Consider the following 17768-nt stretch of genomic DNA (forward strand, 5'->3'; position numbering starts at 1 on the left):
TCGTCATCGTGATCCCAAACGCCGAATGGGACGGTCCCGACCGGCGAGGGGAAGCGAGATGACCACCCGAAGACTATGGTTCGTCCTCGCCCTGGTGATGGCGGTGTCCTTCACCGTCTTGGGGCTGATGGGACGCGAAATCCACCGACAGGCGCCGCCGATACCGACCCGCGTGATCGATGCGTCGGGGCAGGTTCTGCTCACCAAGGCCGACATCGAGACGGGTCAGTTGGCCTGGCAGTCGATGGGCGGCCAGCAGGTCGGCTCCATCTGGGGGCACGGCGGCTATGTCGCGCCGGACTGGTCGGCCGACCAGGTCCACCGCGAGGCCACGGCCCTGCTCGACATCTGGGCCCAGCGCGACTTCAAGGCGCCCTACGACGCCGTGTCGCCCGAGCGCCAAGCGGCCCTGCGCGAGCGCCTGAAGCGCGAGATGCGGACCAATAGCTATGACGCCAAGACCGGCGTCATCACGGTCAGCGCCGATCGCGCCCAGGCCATGCGCCAGGTGCGCAGCCACTACGAGACGCTGCTGGGATCGGATCCGGCTCTGGAAAAGCTGCGCGAGCAGTACGCCATCGCCAATGGCGCGGTGAAGGATCCGGCCCGCCGGACCGCCATCGCCGCCTTCTATTGGTGGACCGGTTGGGCGGCCAGCACGAACCGCCCCGGCGACGTGATCACCTACACCGCCAACTGGCCGCATGAGGCCCTGATCGGCAACACGCCGACCGCCCCGACCATCGTCTGGTCGGTGGCCAGCGTCATCCTGCTGATCTTCGCCGTCGGCGCCTTGGCCTTCTGGCACGCCCGCACCAAGACCGAGGACCATCTGGTCGCGCCGGACAAGGACCCGCTGGCCGCGATGAAGCCGACACCCTCGATGAAGGCGACCGGCAAGTACTTCCTGACCGTGATCGGCCTCTTCCTGCTGCAGGTGGGCCTGGGCGCGGTCACCGCCCACTATTCGGTGGAGGGCCACGCCTTCTTCGGCGTGCCGATCTCCGACGTCATTCCCTATGCGGTCACCCGCACCTGGCACACCCAGCTGGCCGTGTTCTGGATCGCCACCGCCTGGCTGGCCACCGGCCTCTACGTCGCGCCGATGATCTCGGGCCACGAGCCCAAGGGCCAGAAGCTGGGCGTCGACCTGCTGTGGGTCGCCCTGGTCGTCGTCGTGCTGGGTTCGATGGCCGGCGAGTGGCTGGGCGTGCAGCAGGTCTTCGACCTGAACGCCAACTGGTGGTTCGGCCACCAGGGCTGGGAGTATGTCGACCTGGGCCGCTTCTGGCAGATCCTGCTGTTCGTGGGCCTGATGAAGTGGCTGGTCCTGGTCGGCCGCGCCCTCTGGCCCGCCCTGAAGGCGCCGTCGGAAAGCAAGCCCGTCCTCTGGATCCTGTTCCTGTCGACCGTCGCCATCGGCCTGTTCTACGGCGCGGGCTTCATGTGGGGTAAGCACAGCCACATCAGCATGGTCGAGTACTGGCGCTGGTGGGTGGTCCACCTGTGGGTCGAGGGCTTCTTCGAGGTGTTCGCCACGGCGGTCATCAGCCTGCTGATGGTCAAGCTGGGCCTGGTGCGCGCCAAGTCGGCCAACGGCGCGGTGCTGTTCGGAACCATCGTGTTCCTGTTCGGCGGCGTGCTGGGCACGGCCCATCACTGGTACTTCGCCGGCACGCCCGTCTCGGTGATCGCCATCGGCTCGGTGTTCTCGGCCCTCGAGGTCGTTCCGCTGGCCCTGATCGGCGCCGAGGCCTTCGAGACCTTCAGCCACACCAAGGCCGCGCCCTGGGTCGCGACCTATCGCTGGCCGATCTTCTTCTTCGTCGCGGTTTCCTTCTGGAACCTGCTGGGCGCGGGGGTCTTCGGCTTCATGATCAACCCGCCGATCAGCCTCTATTTCATCCAGGGCCTGAACACGACGGCCACCCACGGCCACGCCGCCCTGTTCGGAGTGTACGGCATGCTCGGCATCGGCCTGCTGCTGTTCTGCTTCCGCGGCCTGGCGCGACGTGAAGCCTGGGACGATCGGCTGCTGGCCGCGACCTTCTGGATGCTGAACGGAGGCCTGGCGATGATGCTGTTCCTGTCGCTGCTGCCGGTGGGCGTGATCCAGGCGATCGCCAGCATCGAGCACGGCCTGTGGTTCGCCCGCTCTCCGGCGGTGATCCATTCGCCTCTGGTCCAGACCCTGGTCTGGATGCGGGTGCCGGGCGACATCGTCTTCGCCGGCGGCGCCTTCACCCTGGCGTTCTTCGCCGCCAAGCTGCTGCTGGGCGCCCGCCGCCCCGCCATCGGCAAGGCCGCGAGCCCGGTCGCCGCGGAGTAGTCCGCCAGACCCGGAGCCGGCGCGTGGCGACACGCGCCGGCTTTCCTTTCAAGATCCCCCTTCGACACGGCGGCGGCTTGCGTCGGGTGTTCAAAGCACCCGGCTTGGACTAGCCCGTACGCGCCTTCACGGCCTTAGCGACCACCGGCGCGAGGGCTTCGGCGATGCGCTTGGCGCCGCCCGCGTTGGGATGGACGCCGTCCCTCTGCAGGAGAGAGGCGTCGCCGCTGACGCCCGCCAGGATGTTGGCGTAGAGCGGCACGCTGAATTCACGCGCCAGGTTCGGATAGATGGCGTTGAACTCGCGAGCATAGGCCGCGCCGATCGCGGGGGGCGCGGCGACGCCCACCAGCACCACGCCGACGCCCCGCGCCTTCAGCTTCTGCAGGATGCCGCGCAGATTGGCCTTGGTCTGAGCGGGATCGACCCCTTGCAGCAGATCATTGCCGCCGAGCGCCACCACGCAGACCTGGGTGTCGCCCGCGACGCTGAAGCCCACGCGCGCCAGACCGCCGCCGCTGGTGTCGCCGGAGACGCCGGCCGCTCGGACGACGACCGACACGCCCCGTTTCGCCAGCGCCGCCTGGAGCTGCGCCGGCAAGGCGTCCTTCGCTGCAAGGCCAAGACCCGCCGTGATGGAGTCGCCCAGGACAGTGACGATCGGCGCCTTGGGCGCCGCGGCGACCTGGGTCAGGACGCCAAGGCCCAGCAAAAACCGGCGACGATTGGAAAAACGCTGTGCGATCGGGCTCATGCCTTCCTATGTAGTTCGCTTGCCGGCCGCACAAGGACCGGCCTCGCAGGAAACCCATGACCGACGCCACGCCCGCCGCGCCCCTGGTCCTCGACGCCGTCGCCCTGACCCTTCCCTCCACCGCCGGACCGGTCGATATCCTTCGCGGCGTGAGCCTGACCGTCGGTCTCGGCGAGCGCGTGGCGATCGTGGGTCCGTCCGGCTCGGGAAAGTCGTCGTTGATCGCGGTCGGCGCCGGCCTCGAAGAGCCCACCGGAGGAGCCGTGCGCCTGTTCGGCGAGGACCTGGCCAGGCTGGACGAGGATGGTCGCGCCCGCCTGAGGCGCGGACGGGCGGCGCTGGTGTTCCAGGCCTTCCACCTCCTGCCCAACATGACCGCGGAGGAAAATGTCGCCACGCCGTTGGAGATCGCCGGGGCGCGCGACGCCATCGCGACCGCGCGGGACTGGCTGGGCCGCGTGGGCCTGACCGGGCGCCTCACCCACTATCCGCACCAGCTGTCCGGGGGTGAGCAGCAGCGCGTCGCCCTGGCGCGCGCCTTGGCGGCGCGTCCGGCCCTGCTGTTCGCGGACGAGCCGACCGGCAACCTCGACGGCGCCACCGCCGCCTCGGTGGCCGACCTGATGTTCAACCTCGTCGCCGAGGTCGGCGCTGCGCTGGTGATGGTGACCCATGACCCGGGCCTCGCCACCCGCGCCGACCGGATCGTGCGCATGGCCGACGGCAAGATCCAGGCCTGATCGTGCCGCGCTTTCCTCTCCCGCTCGCCATCCGTCTGGCCGCTCGCGAACTGCGCTCGGGCGTGCGCGGCTTTCGCATCTTCCTCGCCTGCCTGGCGCTGGGCGTCGCCGCGATCGCCGCCGCCGGCTCCACCGCCGAGGCCTTCCGGCAGGGACTGGCCAGCCAGGCCCGCGAGATCCTGGGCGGCGACCTCTCCTTCTCGATCGAGAACCGCGACTTCACGCGCGACGAGCGGGCCGCGATCGACCGCCTAGGCCGAACCACCTATTCGGCAGGCGCACGCGCCATGGCGCAGGCGTCCAACGGCGAGCGGCGCCTCGTCAGCCTGCGTGGCGTGGACGAACGCTTTCCCCTCGCCGGCGCGGTGAAGCTCGAAGGCGCGCCCAGCCTCGCCGCGGCCCTCGCCGACCGGGATGGCCTGCCCGGCGCGGCGGTAGAGCCGGCGCTCATGGACCGCCTGAACCTGAAGATCGGCGACCGGTTCGAGGCCGGGACCCTGACCCTGGTCGTGCGCGCCCGCCTGCTCAGCGAGCCGGATGGCCTCTCGCGCGGCTTCGCCCTGGCGCCGCGCGTGCTGATCCGGTCCAATGTGCTGGACCGCTCGGGGCTGCTGGCGCCCGGCGGGCTTTCCAGCCGCACCGTGCGGATCGCCCTGCCGCCCGGCCAGGACCCCCGCGCGGCCGGACAGGCGATCCAGAAGGCGTTCCCGGACGCGCATTTCAGGGTTCGCGACCGGCTCGACGCGGCACCCGGCGCGCGCCGCCTGATCGACCAGTTGGAGTACTTCCTCGGCTTCATCGGCCTGGCCTCGCTGGTCGCCGGAGGGCTCGGCGTCGCCGGCGCGGTGTCGGCCTATCTGTCGACGCGCGAGCCGGCGATCGCCGTCCTCAAGGCGCTGGGCGCGCGAAGCAGCCTGATCCGCGACCTCCACCTGATCCAGATCGGCGTCCTCGCGCTGCTGGGCGTGACGATCGGCCTGGCGGTTGGCGCCGCCGCGCCCCTGCTCCTGGGTCAGATGGCCGGCTCCAACCTGCCCATTCCAGCGCTGTTCAAGGTCTATCCCTGGCCGCTGGCCAAGGCCGGACTATTCGGACTCCTGGCCGCGGCGGCCTTCTCCCTGGTTCCGCTGGCGAGAGCGCGGGCGACGCCGCCCTCGGCCCTGTTCCGCCGCGCGCCCAAGGCCCGGTTGCCGTTGGGCCTGGAGACGGCCGGCGCGGTCGGCGCGGGCCTAGGCCTCGCCGCGCTAGCCGTCGCCACCGCCCCTACCCCGATGGCCGCGGCGATCATGATCGCGGGGGTGGCCGCGGCCTTTGGCCTCCTCGCAGCGCTGGGCCGCGGCGCCGCGTTTCTGGCGGGGCGGGTTCGCGGCGTCGCGCGCGGCCCTATCAAGCTGGGGCTCGCCAATCTGGCCGGTCCACGCTCAGCCGCGCATACCGCGAGCCCGGCCATCGGCCTTGGCGTGGCTCTGCTCGCCTGCGTCGTGCTGATCCAGTCGGCGCTGCTGGCCCAGGTCAGCGATGTCGCCCCGCGCACCGCCCCGGCCATGGTGTTCACCGAGATTCCCGCTGACGGCGCCGAAGCGTTCGACGCCGTCGTCGCCGGCGTCCTGGGATCGCCGAGCGCCGAGACCTATCTGCGCATGCCGTTCGCCACGGGGCGCATCGTCGCCGTGAAGGGCGAGCCGGTCGACCCGCAGGCCGTAAAGCCCTCCCAGCGCTGGGCCTTCGACAACGACATCACCCTCTCGCTGCTCGCCCAGGAGCCGAAGAACGCCGGCGTGGTCGCCGGTCAGTGGTGGCGCGCCGACTATGCCGGCCCGCCCCAGGTCGCGATGAATGTCGAGGTGGCGCAAGCCGCCGGCCTGAAGGTCGGCGACGCGATCACGGTCCTGATCCTGGGCCGCGAGATCGAGGCGCGCATCGCCGTGCTGCGCAAGGTCGATTTCGGCGGCTTTGGGCCGAACTTCTCGCTGATCTTCGATCCCGCGACGCTGGAAGGCGCGGACCTGCGCAGCGTCGCGATCGCGCGCCTCGACCGAGAGCAGGAGGCCGTCCTGACCCGCCGCCTGGGCGAGCAGTTTCCGGGCGTCAATGTGATCAGCGTCCGCGAGCAGCTCGAGGCCGCCGCCTCCCTGTTCGACCGGCTGGCGCTCGCGGTGCGCGGCGCGGCGGCGGTCGCCGGCCTGGCGGGCCTGCTGGTCCTGGCGGGAGCGATCGCCGCCGGGGCGCGTGCGCGGGCGCGCGAAGCCGCCACGCTGAAGGTCCTGGGCGCGACGCGGTCGCAGATCCTGATCGCCTATGTCGTCGAATACGGCGCGGTCGGCCTGATCGCCGGATCGGCCGGCGTCCTGCTCGGCTTCGCCGCCGCCTGGCCGGTCGTGGTCAAGGTGTTCGAGGCCCGTTGGAGCGTGGACTGGAGCGGCGTCCTGCTGCTGCTCGCCGGAGCCACCTCGCTGACCACGCTCGGCGGGCTGATCGCCGCAAGCCTGGCGCTGTCGCAGCGGCCCGCGCCCGTCCTGCGGGGCGACTAGGACCGGGCTTATAGACCCACGGCCTTGAGGTTGGCGTGAAGCCGCAAGCGCCGTCGCAGCGCGAGGGCGCCTGGGACGGGAATATCAAAGGACATCGTCGGCGGCTGCTGGCCAGCGCCGCGGGTTGACTTAGGGACGGCGACAAGGCGGAGGCTTGACTATGTCCCTGATAGACAAGGTTATCGGAGCCATTACCCCGCCCGAGACCGACGAGGTGCGGGCCGAGGCTACCGAGAAGGCGCGGGCCGCCAGCAACTCGGGCGACTGGCTGGACTTGGCGCTGAATCACCACGAACAGATCCGCTCGGCGTTCGAAAGGGCGCGCGCCGCGAGCACGTCCGAAGACCGCGTGGCCGCCCTGCGCGCGCTCGCCACCGTGCTGAACGGCCACGCCCAAGCCGAAGAGGTCGTCCTCTATCCCGCGCTCGCCAAGGCTGGTGAAAAGGTCCACGCCGGCCTCGCCTATACCGAACAGAGCACGGCCAAGATGCAGATGGCCGAACTGGAGCGCATAGAGCCCGCCGACGAAGCCTGGCTCGACAAGCTGGAGCATATCCGCGGCGCGGTGCTGCACCACATGTTCGAGGAGGAGGGGACGTGGTTCCTGGAGCTGAAGGCCAAGGCTCCGGAACAGGATTTCCTCACGCGCCGCTTCTCCGAGGAGTACGACCGCTATGTCCTGGGAGTGGCGACGCGCCCGGCCGAAACCCGGTCGTTCGCCTCGCCGGCCGACGATGACCTTGAGGTGATCGGCCGCAACGACGCGGGCCCTCTTCAGACCGGCGGCGGCGAGACGGAAGAACAGGCCGGGCTGGCCCCAAAACCGTGATGGGCCGATAGCCGCGGCGCTACCCTATTTTCTTACGGAGCATTTCCGCCACGGCTTCGGCGTTTGATCCGACGACGACGTGCAGGATGTTGTTGCTCAGCTGGACGCACCCGCGTGTTCCGGCCTTGGCGAGGGCGGCTTGGTCGATGCGTTGGGGATCGGTGAGGACGAGGCGCAGGCGGCTGGCGTTGGCGGTGACCTGGCGCAGATTGGCGGGGCCGCCGAGGGCGGCGAGGAGCGCCTGGGCCTGATCTTGAGGAGCCGGAGCGGCCTTGGCGGCCGACGTCTCGGCTTGCGCCTGGGTCTTCGGGGTCCGATTTCCGAGCGCCGCGCGGATCTCGCCGGCGACGGTGTCGGCGATGGGGCCGAGGACGACCTGCAGGGCCTTGTCGGAGGGACGGACGATCCCGCGCGCGCCGAGGGCCTTCAAGGCTGGTTCGCTGACCTGGGCCTGGTCGGCGACGATCAGCCGCAGGCGGGTGGTGCAGGCGTCAACGCTTTGCAGATTGCCCGCCCCACCCAGGGCCTGGACGAAGTCGGCCCCGCGCCCGCCGCCGGTCGTGACGGCTCGCGGGGCCTCGGCCTCGTCATCCTCGCGGCCGGGGGTCTTGAGGTCGAAGCGGACGATGGCCAGGCGGAAGAGGCCGTAATAGAGGCCAGCATAGGCAAGACCGATCGGGATCAGCCACAGCGGCCGGCTGGCCTTGCCGAAGTTCAGCACATAGTCGAACAGGCCCGCCGAGAAGGTGAAACCCAGCTTCACATGCAGCACGTCCAGCAGCGCCATGGACACGCCCGTCAGCACGGCGTGGATCGCATAGAGCGCCGGGGCCAGGAACATGAACGAGAACTCGATCGGCTCTGTCACCCCGGTCAGGAACGAGGTCAGGGCCAGCGAGGCCAGCATGCCGCCGACGGCCTTGCGCTTCTCGGGCTTGGCGGCGTGATACATGGCCAGGCACGCGGCCGGCAGGCCAAACATCATCACCGGGAAGAACCCGCTCATGAACGCCCCGGCGGCGGGGTCGCCGGCGAAGAAGCGACGCAGGTCCCCCGTGGCGCCGTGATAGTCGCCGACCACGAACCAGGCGATGTTGTTGAGGATGTGGTGTAGGCCGGTGACGATCAGGATCCGGTTCAGGAACCCGAACACCAGCAGGCCAAGCTCACCCGAGCCGACCACGGCCCGGCTGGCCGCGTCGACCCCGCCGTTGATCGCGTCATAGCCCAGGCCCAGCAGCAGAGCGATGAGCAGGCCCGCGAGCCCTGAGACGATCGGCACGAACCGCCGGCCGCTGAAGAAGGCCAGGTACTCGGGCAGCTTGAAGCCGGAGAAGCGGTTATAGAAGAGCCCGCCGGTGATCCCGGAGACGATGCCGATCGGCACGCTGAGCTTGGCCAGCGCCTTGGCCTTGTAGGCCGCCGAGGCCAGATCGGCGTGGGCCGGGACAAGGCCCGCCGTCGCCTCGGCCGGGACGTGCAGCAGGGCCTTGGCGCCCTCGACGGCGATCAGGAAGCAGACCACGCCCGCCAGCCCCGCCGCGCCGTTGTTCTCGCGCGCCAAGCCCACGGCCACGCCGATGGCGAAGAGGAGGCCGAGGTTGGAGAAGATCGCGTCCCCGGCGGCGGCCACGAAGCCGATGTTCAGGAGGTCCGGCTGGCCCAGGCGCAACAGCAGCCCCGCCACCGGCAGCACCGCGATCGGCAGCATCAGGGCCCGGCCCAGCGGCTGGAGGATCTCGAGCGGAGACTTCATCGGAGACTTCATCGTGATCAGGCTCCGAGGCTGGCTTGGACGAGCGCCCGGACCGCCTCGGGCGAGGTCTGGGCCAGGGCCCGGGCGGCGAGCGCCTGGCAGGCGGGAAGGTCCAGAGCGCGGACGCGGGCCTTGACCTCCGGGACGATGGCGGCGGTGGCCGAGAGCTCGGTGACCCCCAGGCCCAAGAGGATCGGCGTGGCGGTAAGATCCGAGGTCAGGCCGCCGCAGACCCCGACCCAGCGGCCGTGCTTGGCCGCGCCCTGGCAGGTCTGGGCGATCATCCGCAGCACCGCCGGGTGCAGGGCGTCGATCCGCGCGGCCAGCTCCGGATTGCCCCGGTCCATGGCCAGCACGTATTGGGTCAGGTCGTTGGTGCCGATCGAGAGGAAGTCGGCCTCGGCGGCGATCAGGTCGGCGGTCACGGCCGCGGCCGGGGTCTCGATCATTACGCCCAGCTCGACGTGATCCGTGACGCCGAGCTCGCGCTTGGCCTCTTCGAGCACCGCGCGCACGGCCCGCAGCTCATCGAGGCTGGCGACCATCGGGACCATGATCTTGCACTGGCCTTGCGGGACCACCCGCAGGATGGCGCGCAGCTGGGTCTTGAGCAGGTACGGCCGCCATAGGCTGACGCGCACGCCGCGCAGGCCAAGCGCCGGGTTCTCCTCGGCCGGGATCGGCAGGTAGGGCGCGGCCTTGTCGCCGCCGACATCGAGGGTGCGCACGATCAGCGGTTTGCCTTGAAGGGCGTCGGCGATGGCCTGGTGCTGGCGGGCCTGCTCGTCCTCGTCGGGCGGGGTCTGGCGGTCCAGGAACAGGAACTCGGTGCGCAGGAGGCCCGAGCCTTCCGCGCCGTTCTCGATCGCCGCCAGAGCGTCCTTGACCGAGCCGGTGTTGGCGAAGACCTCGATGCGGGTCCCGTCCTTGGTCACGGCCGGCGCATGAGCGGCGGCCTTGGCGGCGGCCTTGGCCGCCTGGCGCTGGGCCAGGGCTGTCTGGGCCGCCTCCAGGGCCGGGGCGTCGGGAGCGACGCGCAAACCGCCGCCGTCGGCGTCGAGGATCAGGGCGGTTCCGTCGGCGATGCTCAGCGCCGCGCCGCCCAGCGCCACCAGGGCCGGGACGCCCATGGCCGCGGCCAGGATCGCCACGTGCGAGGTCGGACCGCCGCGGGCGGTGGCGAAGCCGGCGATCACGCCGGGGTCCGCGCCCATCAGCTGCGAGGGCAGAAGCTCGTCGGCCAGCAGGATCGCGCCGGGCGGCAGGATGGTCGCCTCGTCGTCCTCGCCGGCCAGCGCCTTGAGCACCTGGCGCTCCAGGTCGATCAGATCATCGACGCGCTCGGCCATGCGGCGATCGCCCAAGGCTCGCAGCGCCTCGACATAGCCGCGCACCGCCGACCGCCAGCCAAAGCCGGCGCTCTTGCCGGCCGCGATCAGACTCCTGGCCTGGGCGAGCAGTTCCGGATCGTCGAGGAAGGCCAGGTGCGCGGCCAAAATCGCCTTGCGGGCCTTGTCGCCCTTGGACGCATTGGCCTCGATGCGGGCGCGGACCTTGTCCAGCGCGGCCGCCAACGCGGCCTCTTCCGAAGCCGCGCCCTCCCCTGCCTCGCGCACGGCGATGTCGGACGAGGCCAGGCGCACGGCCTTGCCGATCGCAAGCCCCGGCGCGGCCAGCACGCCCTTCAGCACGCCGTCGGCCGGCAGGGCGGCGGGCGTCAGGGGCTCGGGCGTCGCGATCGGCGTCGGCGCGACCGCCGTCTTCGCCGGGACCAGCGCCCCCTCGCCCATGCCGCTCTCGATCAGCGCGGCGATGGCGGCGGCGGCGCTCTCGGCGTCCGAACCAGAGGCCAGCACCTGGATCGCGTCGCCATGGCGCACGGCCAGGGCCATCAACCCCACCGGGCTGCGGGCGCTCGAGCGCCGCTCGCCCACGACCACCGCCGTCTCGGCCGCGAAGCTCTTGGCGAGCTCGGCGATCCGCGCCGCCGGCCGCGCGTGGATCCCGTGCATCAGCGGCACGGTCACCGGGCGGGTGATCTCATTGGTGGATTGGGAGGACGCCGCCATCGCCGCGCCGGCCCCTTTCAGGCTCGCTAGGGGCCGCAGCGCCATCAGGAACCCGCCGGCCTCCACGGCCATGTCCTGGTCGCGGCGGACGATCTCGAAGGCTTCGGGATTGGTGACGATCACCGGGGTGATCAGGCTCTTGGCCTTCTGGGCCAGCAGGTCGAGATCAAGGCGGATCAGCACGTCGCCCGCCTTCACCGCCTGGCCTTCGCGCACGCAGGCCTCGAAGCCCTCGCCGCCCAGCGCCACCGTTTCCAGCCCCACATGCATCAGGATCTCGGCGCCGCAGCCGGCCCGCAGCGTCACCGCGTGACCCGCCCGGTGCGCCGACACCACCACCCCGTCGCACGGCGCGACCAGCTCCGCCCCCAGCGGGTCGATCGCCACCCCGTCCCCCAGCATCCGACGCGCAAACACCGCGTCCGGAACCTCCGACAACGACGCGATCCAGCCCTTGAGGGGAGAGGCGAGAACAAGGTTGGACACGGGCTTTGCTCTTATTGGAACGCGTTCGCGGGCGTCAGGGTCACGCGCTCGATCGTCCAGAAGGGATCGACGCTCTTGGCCGTGAAGCTCAGGCAAAGATCGACCTTACCCGCTCGCGGCGGCAGGCGGCCGGTGATCGTGGACAGGCCCGGATTTTTCGACGCCTCGCCCAGCGGAATGGCGGCCAGGCGTTCGCCCGCGCAGCCGGCGCGCACCTCCAGCTCGCCGCCCGGCGTCGCGGGCGCGCGGAGGGGGATACGGTCACGGTCGGCGCCGACCTGGAAGTTGAAGGGGATCTGGCTGACGCGCACGCGGATGACCGCGCCCTGGGTCAGGTCGGCGCCCTCCCAGATCCAGCAAGGGTTGAGGATGTCGACGACCATCATCGCCCTTTGCTCGAAGGCGCGCGGGGCGTCGTCGATCATGGTCAGCGGAACCTTCTCGGTGCAGAGCTTGAGCTGGGCGCTCAGACGCGTGCGAAGGAGGGACGGCGCGATGATCCAGGACCGTTCGCGCCCCAACGCCTGGCCGTCGAGGAAGGCGCGGGCCTTCACCGCCGCGCCAGCCGGCAGCTCAAGCGCGTCGGCATAGGGCGTCGAGGCCGCGGTCGGCGCCTTGCCGTCGAGGGTGTAGCGGATCTCGCCGATCCCGAGCCCCGTCGACAGCGCCAGCCGCGTCTTGCCGCCCTCGCCTTGCGTGAACGCCGCCTGCGGCTCGAACGGGACCGTGTTGGCGGTCACGCCCAGCACCTTCAGTCGCGCCATCTCGGCGGGCAGGCGACGCGCGAAATCAGCCCAATCGGCGCCGGCGGCGGGCGACCAGCCACGCTCGGCCAGGGCCACAGCGCGGGGGAAGGCCATCGCCTGCATGCGCGCGTCGGTCTGCATGTGCTCGGTCCAGACATTGGCCTGGACGCCGAGAATGTGCCGGCGCTGGTCTTCGGTGAGCTGGGCTGGCGCGGGATCGAAGGCGTGGACGTCCTTCAGGCTGACCACCTTGCCCCGACCGGTCGGCTCCTCGGGCGAGGCGCTCTGGCGGTTGTCGAGATAGAGCGTCGGATGCGGCGAGAGCACCGTGTCGTGGCCAGCCTTGGCCGCGGCGATCGCGCCGTCGACGCCGCGCCAGGACATCACCGTGGCGTTGGGCGCGAGGCCGCCTTCGAGAATCTCGTCCCAGCCGATCAACCGGCGGCCGCGCTTCTCCAAAGTCTTGCCGACGCGCTGAATGAACCAGCTCTGCAGCTCGTGCTCGTCCTTGAGGCCCAGCGCCTTGATCTTGGCCTGGATCTTGGGGCTGGCCTTCCACTGGTCCTTGATCGCCTCGTCGCCGCCCACGTGGATGAAGGTCGACGGGAAGAGGTCCATCACCTCGTTCAGCACGTCGTCGAGGAAGGCGAAGGTCGCGTCGTCGGTGTTGTAGAGCCAGGGGAAGACGCCCCAGTCCCCCATCTTGCTGGCGTCCGGCGGGGCCGAGCCGAGCTCCGGATAAGCCACGATCGGCGCCAGGGCGTGGCCGGGCGTCTCGATCTCCGGGACGATGGTGATGTTGCGGGCGGCGGCGTAGGCGACGAGGTCGCGGACCTGGTCCTGGGTGTAGAAGCCGCCGTACTTTGGATAGACCCGCGCCGCGCCGGGGTCCGTCCGCCACGCGCCGACCTGCGTCAGCTTCGGATACTTCTTGATCTCCAGCCGCCAGCCCTGGTCGTCGACCAGGTGCCAGTGGAAGGTGTTGAGCTTGTGCGCCGCCATGGCGTCGAGCGTCGCCTTCAGCGTGGCGATCGACTGGTAATGGCGAGCGCTGTCGACCATCAGGCCGCGCCAGGCGAAGCGCGGGGCGTCCTCGATCGTGGCGGCGGGAATCGCGACGGGGCCCTTGGCCTCATTCGGCGTCGCGAGCTGCCAGAGGGACATGGCGCCGTAGAACAGGCCTGCGCGCTGGGCGGCGGCGATGGTCACGCCCTTCGGCGAGACGTCGAGCTTGTAGGCCTCGCCAGCAGGGCCCTCGCGGGTGAGGACGATCGCCGCCTCGCCGTTGGCGGGCGCGCCTTCGACGACGGCGGGTCGGAAGCCGCGCGAGCGGCGAACGAGGTCGGCGAACTGGTTGGCGACGCCTCGGGCCTCGATATCGCCCTTGGCGACGTGGATGCGCGTGGCGGCGGAAAGCTTGAACGTCCCCTCCGCGCGGACCGCCTTGGCGGGCGCGGGGGTGAGGTTCAGGTCGGCGGCGCTCGCCGGCATGGCGAGGGCGGCGGCCAGGGCGAGGGCCGAGACGGCGGCGATGCGGAGCGGGGTCAGGGTCACGCGGCCTCGCGAGGAAACCTAAGGCGGCAAAAAGCGGGCGGAACAGCAGGACTGTCCCGCCCAATCTCCATGCTTGCAGTCAGGAGGGGATCGGATCAATGCGCGGGGACGGAAGCTCGGACGCCCGAGCCTCCGCCGCTCACGCGTTAGAAGCTCACGTTCAACGTGGCCTGCAGCTTGCGGCCCGTGCGGTAGACGCCGCGCGGCAGGGCCGTGGTGTTGGCGTAGGCGTAGTACTCGCTGTCCAGCAGGTTCTGCGCCGACACCGAGGCGGTGATGTTCTTGGTCACCGCATAGCCCGCCGTCACGTCCAGCGTCTTGGAGGCGCGGACGAACATGTTGTCGCCGCGGTCGACGCCGGTGAAGTACTTCGAGCGCCAGGTGAAGGTCGCCCGGGCCGAGAACGGACCATTCTCGTAGAAGGGGCTGACATTGACCTGGTTCTTGGAGCTGTAGGGCAGCGGCGCGCCGTCCTGGCCCGAGGCGTCGGCGTAGGTATAGTTGGCCAGCAGGCCAAAGCCGTAGGCGAAGTTCTGCTGGTAGGCGACCGCCAGACCCTTGACCTCGGCCGAGCCCGCGTTGAACGGACGGCTGATCTGGTAGGTCGTGACCTTGCCCTGCGACTGGTTGAAGTACGACTCGGGCTGGGTGCGCTGCAGGATGTAGTTGGAGATGTCCTTGTAGAAAACCTCCGCCGACAGGATGGCCTGGGGCTGGAAGTACCACTCGGCCGAGGCGTTGACGTTGCTCGACTTGTAGGGCTCCAGCGCCGGGTTGCCGCCGCCGCCGGTCAGGATGCCGTCCGACAGCCAGAAGTAGTTGGTCATGTCGGCGTAGTTCGGGCGCGCGATGACCTGGGCCGCGGCGAAGCGGAACACGAGGTCCTCGCGCGCGTCGACGATGATGTTCACGCTGGGCAGGACGTTGTCGTAGCTCTTCTTGGTAACCTGCCAGGCCCAGTCGGCGGCCGCGTTGCAGGCCGCGCCGGGCTTGCAGACATAGCCGGCGCTATTCACCGAGGTCTTCACATAGCGGACGCCGAAGTTGCCGCGGATGTTGTCAGCCTTGAAATTGGCCTGGGCGTAGGCGGCGTCGATGTCTTCCTGGATGTTCCAGTTGCCGGCCGTGAACTCGGCGGCGGCGAAGATCGAGGGCTTGGGCAGGGACGCGCCGGCCGCCAGCCACTTTCCGCTCTGAACATAGTCCACCATCGACGGACCGCTGATGCGGAAGCGGTTCTTCATCTGGTCGCCGACGCCGTCGAAGCCCTTCAGATAGTTGCTGGGGACTTCGCTGGGGCTGAACAGAGACGCGGGCGCGGCGACGCCGGTGATGGCGATGCCGGCGTATTGCTGACCGGTCTCGTGCTCGCGACGCTTGTAGCCGACCTGGACGCGCTGGATGACGCCGTCGAAGTCCTTGCCGAGGTCGAGCTGGGCGTACTTCTCTTCGTCGCTGGTCGGCTTGGAGACGAGGTTGCCGCTCCAGCCCGGATCGGTCGCGAAGGCGGCCGGATTGCCCATCACATTGGTCGTGTAGGTCAGGCTGCCGGCGCTCTTGGGCGCGCCGCTGATGTCGACGGTGTAGTTGGCCCAGTTCAGGAACTCGAGGAACACCTGGCGCTTGGTGCCGCCGTCGGCGGTGGACTTGCCGATCTCGCCGTTCAGGTCCCAGCCGTCGCCCTTGTAACCACCCTTCAGGTGGTAGGTGTCCGAGTTGAGCTCGGCTTCGCGGTACTGGACGTCCAGCACCGACAGGGCGTTGTTGAACGAGGCCTTGGTGACGACGCCGTTGTTGACGGTGAGGTCGGTCAGAGCGCCCAGGCTGTTCCAGGTATTGCCCTGGAAGGCGTACATCGACTGGTTGGTGTTGTCGTAGTCGGCCTTGATCTTCAGCCAGTTGAACTCGAACGACAGGGCGTCGGTCGGCTTCCACTGCAAGGCCGTGGTGTAGGTGGTGCGGGTGCGGCCTTGCTCGAAATAGGAGGCGCCGAAGGCGTTCGGGCTGCGGGCCGTCAGGTTCGAGGTCAGGGTGCTGGCGCAGGTTCCGGTGCAACCGCGGGTGCGGGAGTCGACCGGATTGTCGGGATTGCCGCCGGCCCACTGGTTGGCGGCGATGGTGCCGTAGCTCTCGACCCCGTCACGGCGCAACTGGTCCTCGGCGCGCTGGACCGAGAAGCTGGCGCCGAAGGTCTGGTCGGCGTTCTTCCAGCTGACCAGCAGCGAGCCTTGGGCGTCGCCCTTCTTGGAGCGGTCGTTGTAAAGATAGCTCACCGCGCCAGCGATCAGGCCAGACTTCAGATCCAGAGGCTTGCGGGTATTGACGATGACGGTCCCGCCGATGCTGCCTTCGTCGATCCGCGCTTCCGGCGACTTGTAGACGTCGACCTTGCCGACGATCTGCGGGGCCAGGAGGGCGTAGTTGAAGGTGCGGCCGGGGGAGTCGAGAATGAACCAGTCAGCGGAGGCGACGGTCTGGCCGTTCAGCAGAGTGCGGTTCAGCGCCGGGTCGGTGCCCAGGATGCTGACCTTCTCGCCTTGACCAAAGGCGCGGTCTACGGTGACGCCCGGCACGATCGTCAGGGCTTCGGCGACATTGGAGCTCGGAAACTTGCCCACGTCCTCGGCGGTGACGACGTCGATGATGGCGCCGGCGCGGCGCTTGGATTCGATGGATTGCAGCAGCGAGGCGCGGATGCCGGTGACGACCACCTGCTCGACGGCGTTGCTGTCTTGCGCCAGGGCCGGAGCGGCGGCCGCAACGGCCATGGCGCTGACGGACGCGGCGAGGACGGACTTGTGGAAACTTTTCATACTCGGCTTCTCCCCATTATGCCGGGCCTTGGACCCGGAGCCGAACCCCAAGCCCAATCTGGTACCAATTTTCTGGGAGGATCCGCAGAAATGGATACTTCTCAGGCCTCGGAAGAGAACTGTGACGGAAATTTTTCGGATGACAAGGCCAAAAAGAAACCAATTACGGACCAGGTTGTGATTGGTATGAAAATGGTCATAAGCTATCAATGCAGGCGGCGGGCGCCGACGATTTGCGCTGGGAGGGCTGGGCGATGACATTCGCGGAACGGATCGGCGGGCTCGGCGCCGCCGACGATCACGCCCCGCTCTACAAGCAGCTCCAGCGCGCGCTGCGCGACGCGATCCACAAGAAGGTGCTGGGCCCCGACGACGCCCTGCCCGCCGAGCGGGACCTCGCCGACGAGTTCAAGATCTCGCGGATCACAGTGCGCAAAGCGCTGGATGGCCTCGTCAGCGAGGGTCTGCTGACCCGCCGCCAGGGCGCGGGCACCTTCGTCGCCGCGCGGGTCGAGAAGAGCTTCTCCAAGCTGTCGTCCTTCACCGAGGACATGATCTCGCGGGGCCGGGTCCCGCGCAGCGAATGGATCAGCCGCAACGAAGGTCAGGTCACGCCCGAGGAGTCGCTGACCCTGGGCCTGTCGCCGGGGACGCCGGTCTATCGCTTCGCCCGGATCCGCTATGCCGACGGATCGCCCATGGCGGTGGAGTATACGACGATCGCCGCCTTCGCCTTGCCCTCGGTCGATGCGGTCGGGGTCTCGCTCTACGAGGCGCTGGAGGCGACGGGGCATAGGCCGGTGCGCGCCCTGCAGCGCCTGCGGGCGGTGCTGTTCGCCGCCGAACAGGCCGATCTGCTGGGCGTGCCGGCCAAGGACGCGGGGTTGCTGATCGAACGGCGCGGCTTCCTGAAGGACGGCCGGGCGGTGGAGGTCACCCAGTCCTACTATCGCGGCGACGCCTATGACTTCGTGGCCGAGTTGAACGCCCTGAGCTAATGCTGGTCGCTCTCGTAAATGGCCGGGTGCTGACCCCGGCCGGCGTCGTCGTTGATCACGCCGTCCTCGTCGAGGGCGGCAAGATCGCCGCCGTGGTCCCGATGGCCGAGGTCCCCGCCGGGGCCGAGCGCCAGGATCTGGCCGGCGGCCTGCTGGTCCCCGG

At 69.7% G+C, this 17768-nt stretch carries 10 protein-coding genes; 5 read left to right on the forward strand and 5 right to left on the reverse strand.

Annotation, left to right across the window (positions count from 1 at the left end; all coding sequences use genetic code 11):
• Positions 1–58: 58 nt before the first annotated feature.
• Complete coding sequence (locus AX690_RS03840; RefSeq protein ID WP_066682506.1) at positions 59–2329, forward strand: nitric-oxide reductase large subunit; 2271 nt, start codon at positions 59–61, stop codon at positions 2327–2329.
• Positions 2330–2438: 109 nt separating this feature from the next.
• On the opposite strand, the gene AX690_RS03845 is transcribed toward AX690_RS03840, so the two are convergent.
• On the reverse strand, positions 2439–3083 hold the full coding sequence (locus tag AX690_RS03845; protein WP_066682508.1) for an arylesterase: 645 nt from the start codon (positions 3081–3083) through the stop codon (positions 2439–2441).
• A 56-nt stretch (positions 3084–3139) separates the two neighbouring features.
• Between AX690_RS03845 and AX690_RS03850 the strand changes: the two genes are divergently transcribed.
• From AX690_RS03850 to AX690_RS03860, 3 genes are all read left to right on the forward strand, one after another.
• Positions 3140–3823 carry an ABC transporter ATP-binding protein gene (locus AX690_RS03850; protein WP_066682510.1) on the forward strand — a complete coding sequence of 228 codons (684 nt, stop codon included), beginning with the start codon at positions 3140–3142 and terminating at the stop codon, positions 3821–3823.
• Positions 3824–3825: 2 nt separating this feature from the next.
• On the forward strand, positions 3826–6354 hold the full coding sequence (locus tag AX690_RS03855) for an ABC transporter permease (protein WP_066682511.1): 2529 nt from the start codon (positions 3826–3828) through the stop codon (positions 6352–6354).
• A gap of 160 nt (positions 6355–6514) precedes the next feature.
• Positions 6515–7183 (forward strand): hemerythrin domain-containing protein, encoded by a 669-nt coding sequence (locus AX690_RS03860; protein ID WP_066682512.1) that lies wholly within the window; start codon positions 6515–6517, stop codon positions 7181–7183.
• 19 nt (positions 7184–7202) lie between these two features.
• Here the strand turns inward: AX690_RS03860 and nagE are convergent, their stop codons facing one another.
• The 4 genes from nagE to AX690_RS03880 form a co-directional block, all read right to left on the reverse strand.
• Positions 7203–8939 (reverse strand): N-acetylglucosamine-specific PTS transporter subunit IIBC, encoded by a 1737-nt coding sequence (gene nagE, locus AX690_RS03865; protein WP_066682533.1) that lies wholly within the window; start codon positions 8937–8939, stop codon positions 7203–7205.
• A gap of 17 nt (positions 8940–8956) precedes the next feature.
• Positions 8957–11509, reverse strand: a complete 2553-nt coding sequence (gene ptsP / locus AX690_RS03870) for a phosphoenolpyruvate--protein phosphotransferase (RefSeq protein ID WP_369798168.1) — start codon at positions 11507–11509, stop codon at positions 8957–8959.
• On the reverse strand, positions 11506–13794 hold the full coding sequence (locus tag AX690_RS03875; protein WP_066682514.1) for a family 20 glycosylhydrolase: 2289 nt from the start codon (positions 13792–13794) through the stop codon (positions 11506–11508). Before AX690_RS03875 ends, ptsP begins: the two co-directional genes overlap by 4 nt.
• 146 nt (positions 13795–13940) lie before the next feature.
• On the reverse strand, positions 13941–16607 hold the full coding sequence (locus AX690_RS03880) for a TonB-dependent receptor (RefSeq protein ID WP_066682515.1): 2667 nt from the start codon (positions 16605–16607) through the stop codon (positions 13941–13943).
• 254 nt (positions 16608–16861) lie between these two features.
• Here AX690_RS03880 and AX690_RS03885 point away from each other — a divergent pair, with 254 nt between their 5' ends.
• Positions 16862–17605 (forward strand): GntR family transcriptional regulator, encoded by a 744-nt coding sequence (locus AX690_RS03885; protein ID WP_066682535.1) that lies wholly within the window; start codon positions 16862–16864, stop codon positions 17603–17605.
• The last annotated feature ends 163 nt before the right edge of the window (positions 17606–17768 follow it).

This window comes from Caulobacter sp. CCH9-E1, from assembly GCF_001556515.1.
GTDB lineage: Bacteria > Pseudomonadota > Alphaproteobacteria > Caulobacterales > Caulobacteraceae > Caulobacter.

Coding starts and splice junctions, on each gene's coding strand:
- AX690_RS03885 (WP_066682535.1), top strand. CDS start 16,862: ATGACATTCGCGGAACGGATCGGCGGGCTCGGCGCCGCCGACGATCAC.
- nagE (WP_066682533.1), bottom strand. CDS start 8,939: ATGAAGTCTCCGCTCGAGATCCTCCAGCCGCTGGGCCGGGCCCTGATG.
- AX690_RS03880 (WP_066682515.1), bottom strand. CDS start 16,607: ATGAAAAGTTTCCACAAGTCCGTCCTCGCCGCGTCCGTCAGCGCCATG.
- AX690_RS03850 (WP_066682510.1), top strand. CDS start 3,140: ATGACCGACGCCACGCCCGCCGCGCCCCTGGTCCTCGACGCCGTCGCC.
- AX690_RS03860 (WP_066682512.1), top strand. CDS start 6,515: ATGTCCCTGATAGACAAGGTTATCGGAGCCATTACCCCGCCCGAGACC.
- AX690_RS03840 (WP_066682506.1), top strand. CDS start 59: ATGACCACCCGAAGACTATGGTTCGTCCTCGCCCTGGTGATGGCGGTG.
- AX690_RS03845 (WP_066682508.1), bottom strand. CDS start 3,083: ATGAGCCCGATCGCACAGCGTTTTTCCAATCGTCGCCGGTTTTTGCTG.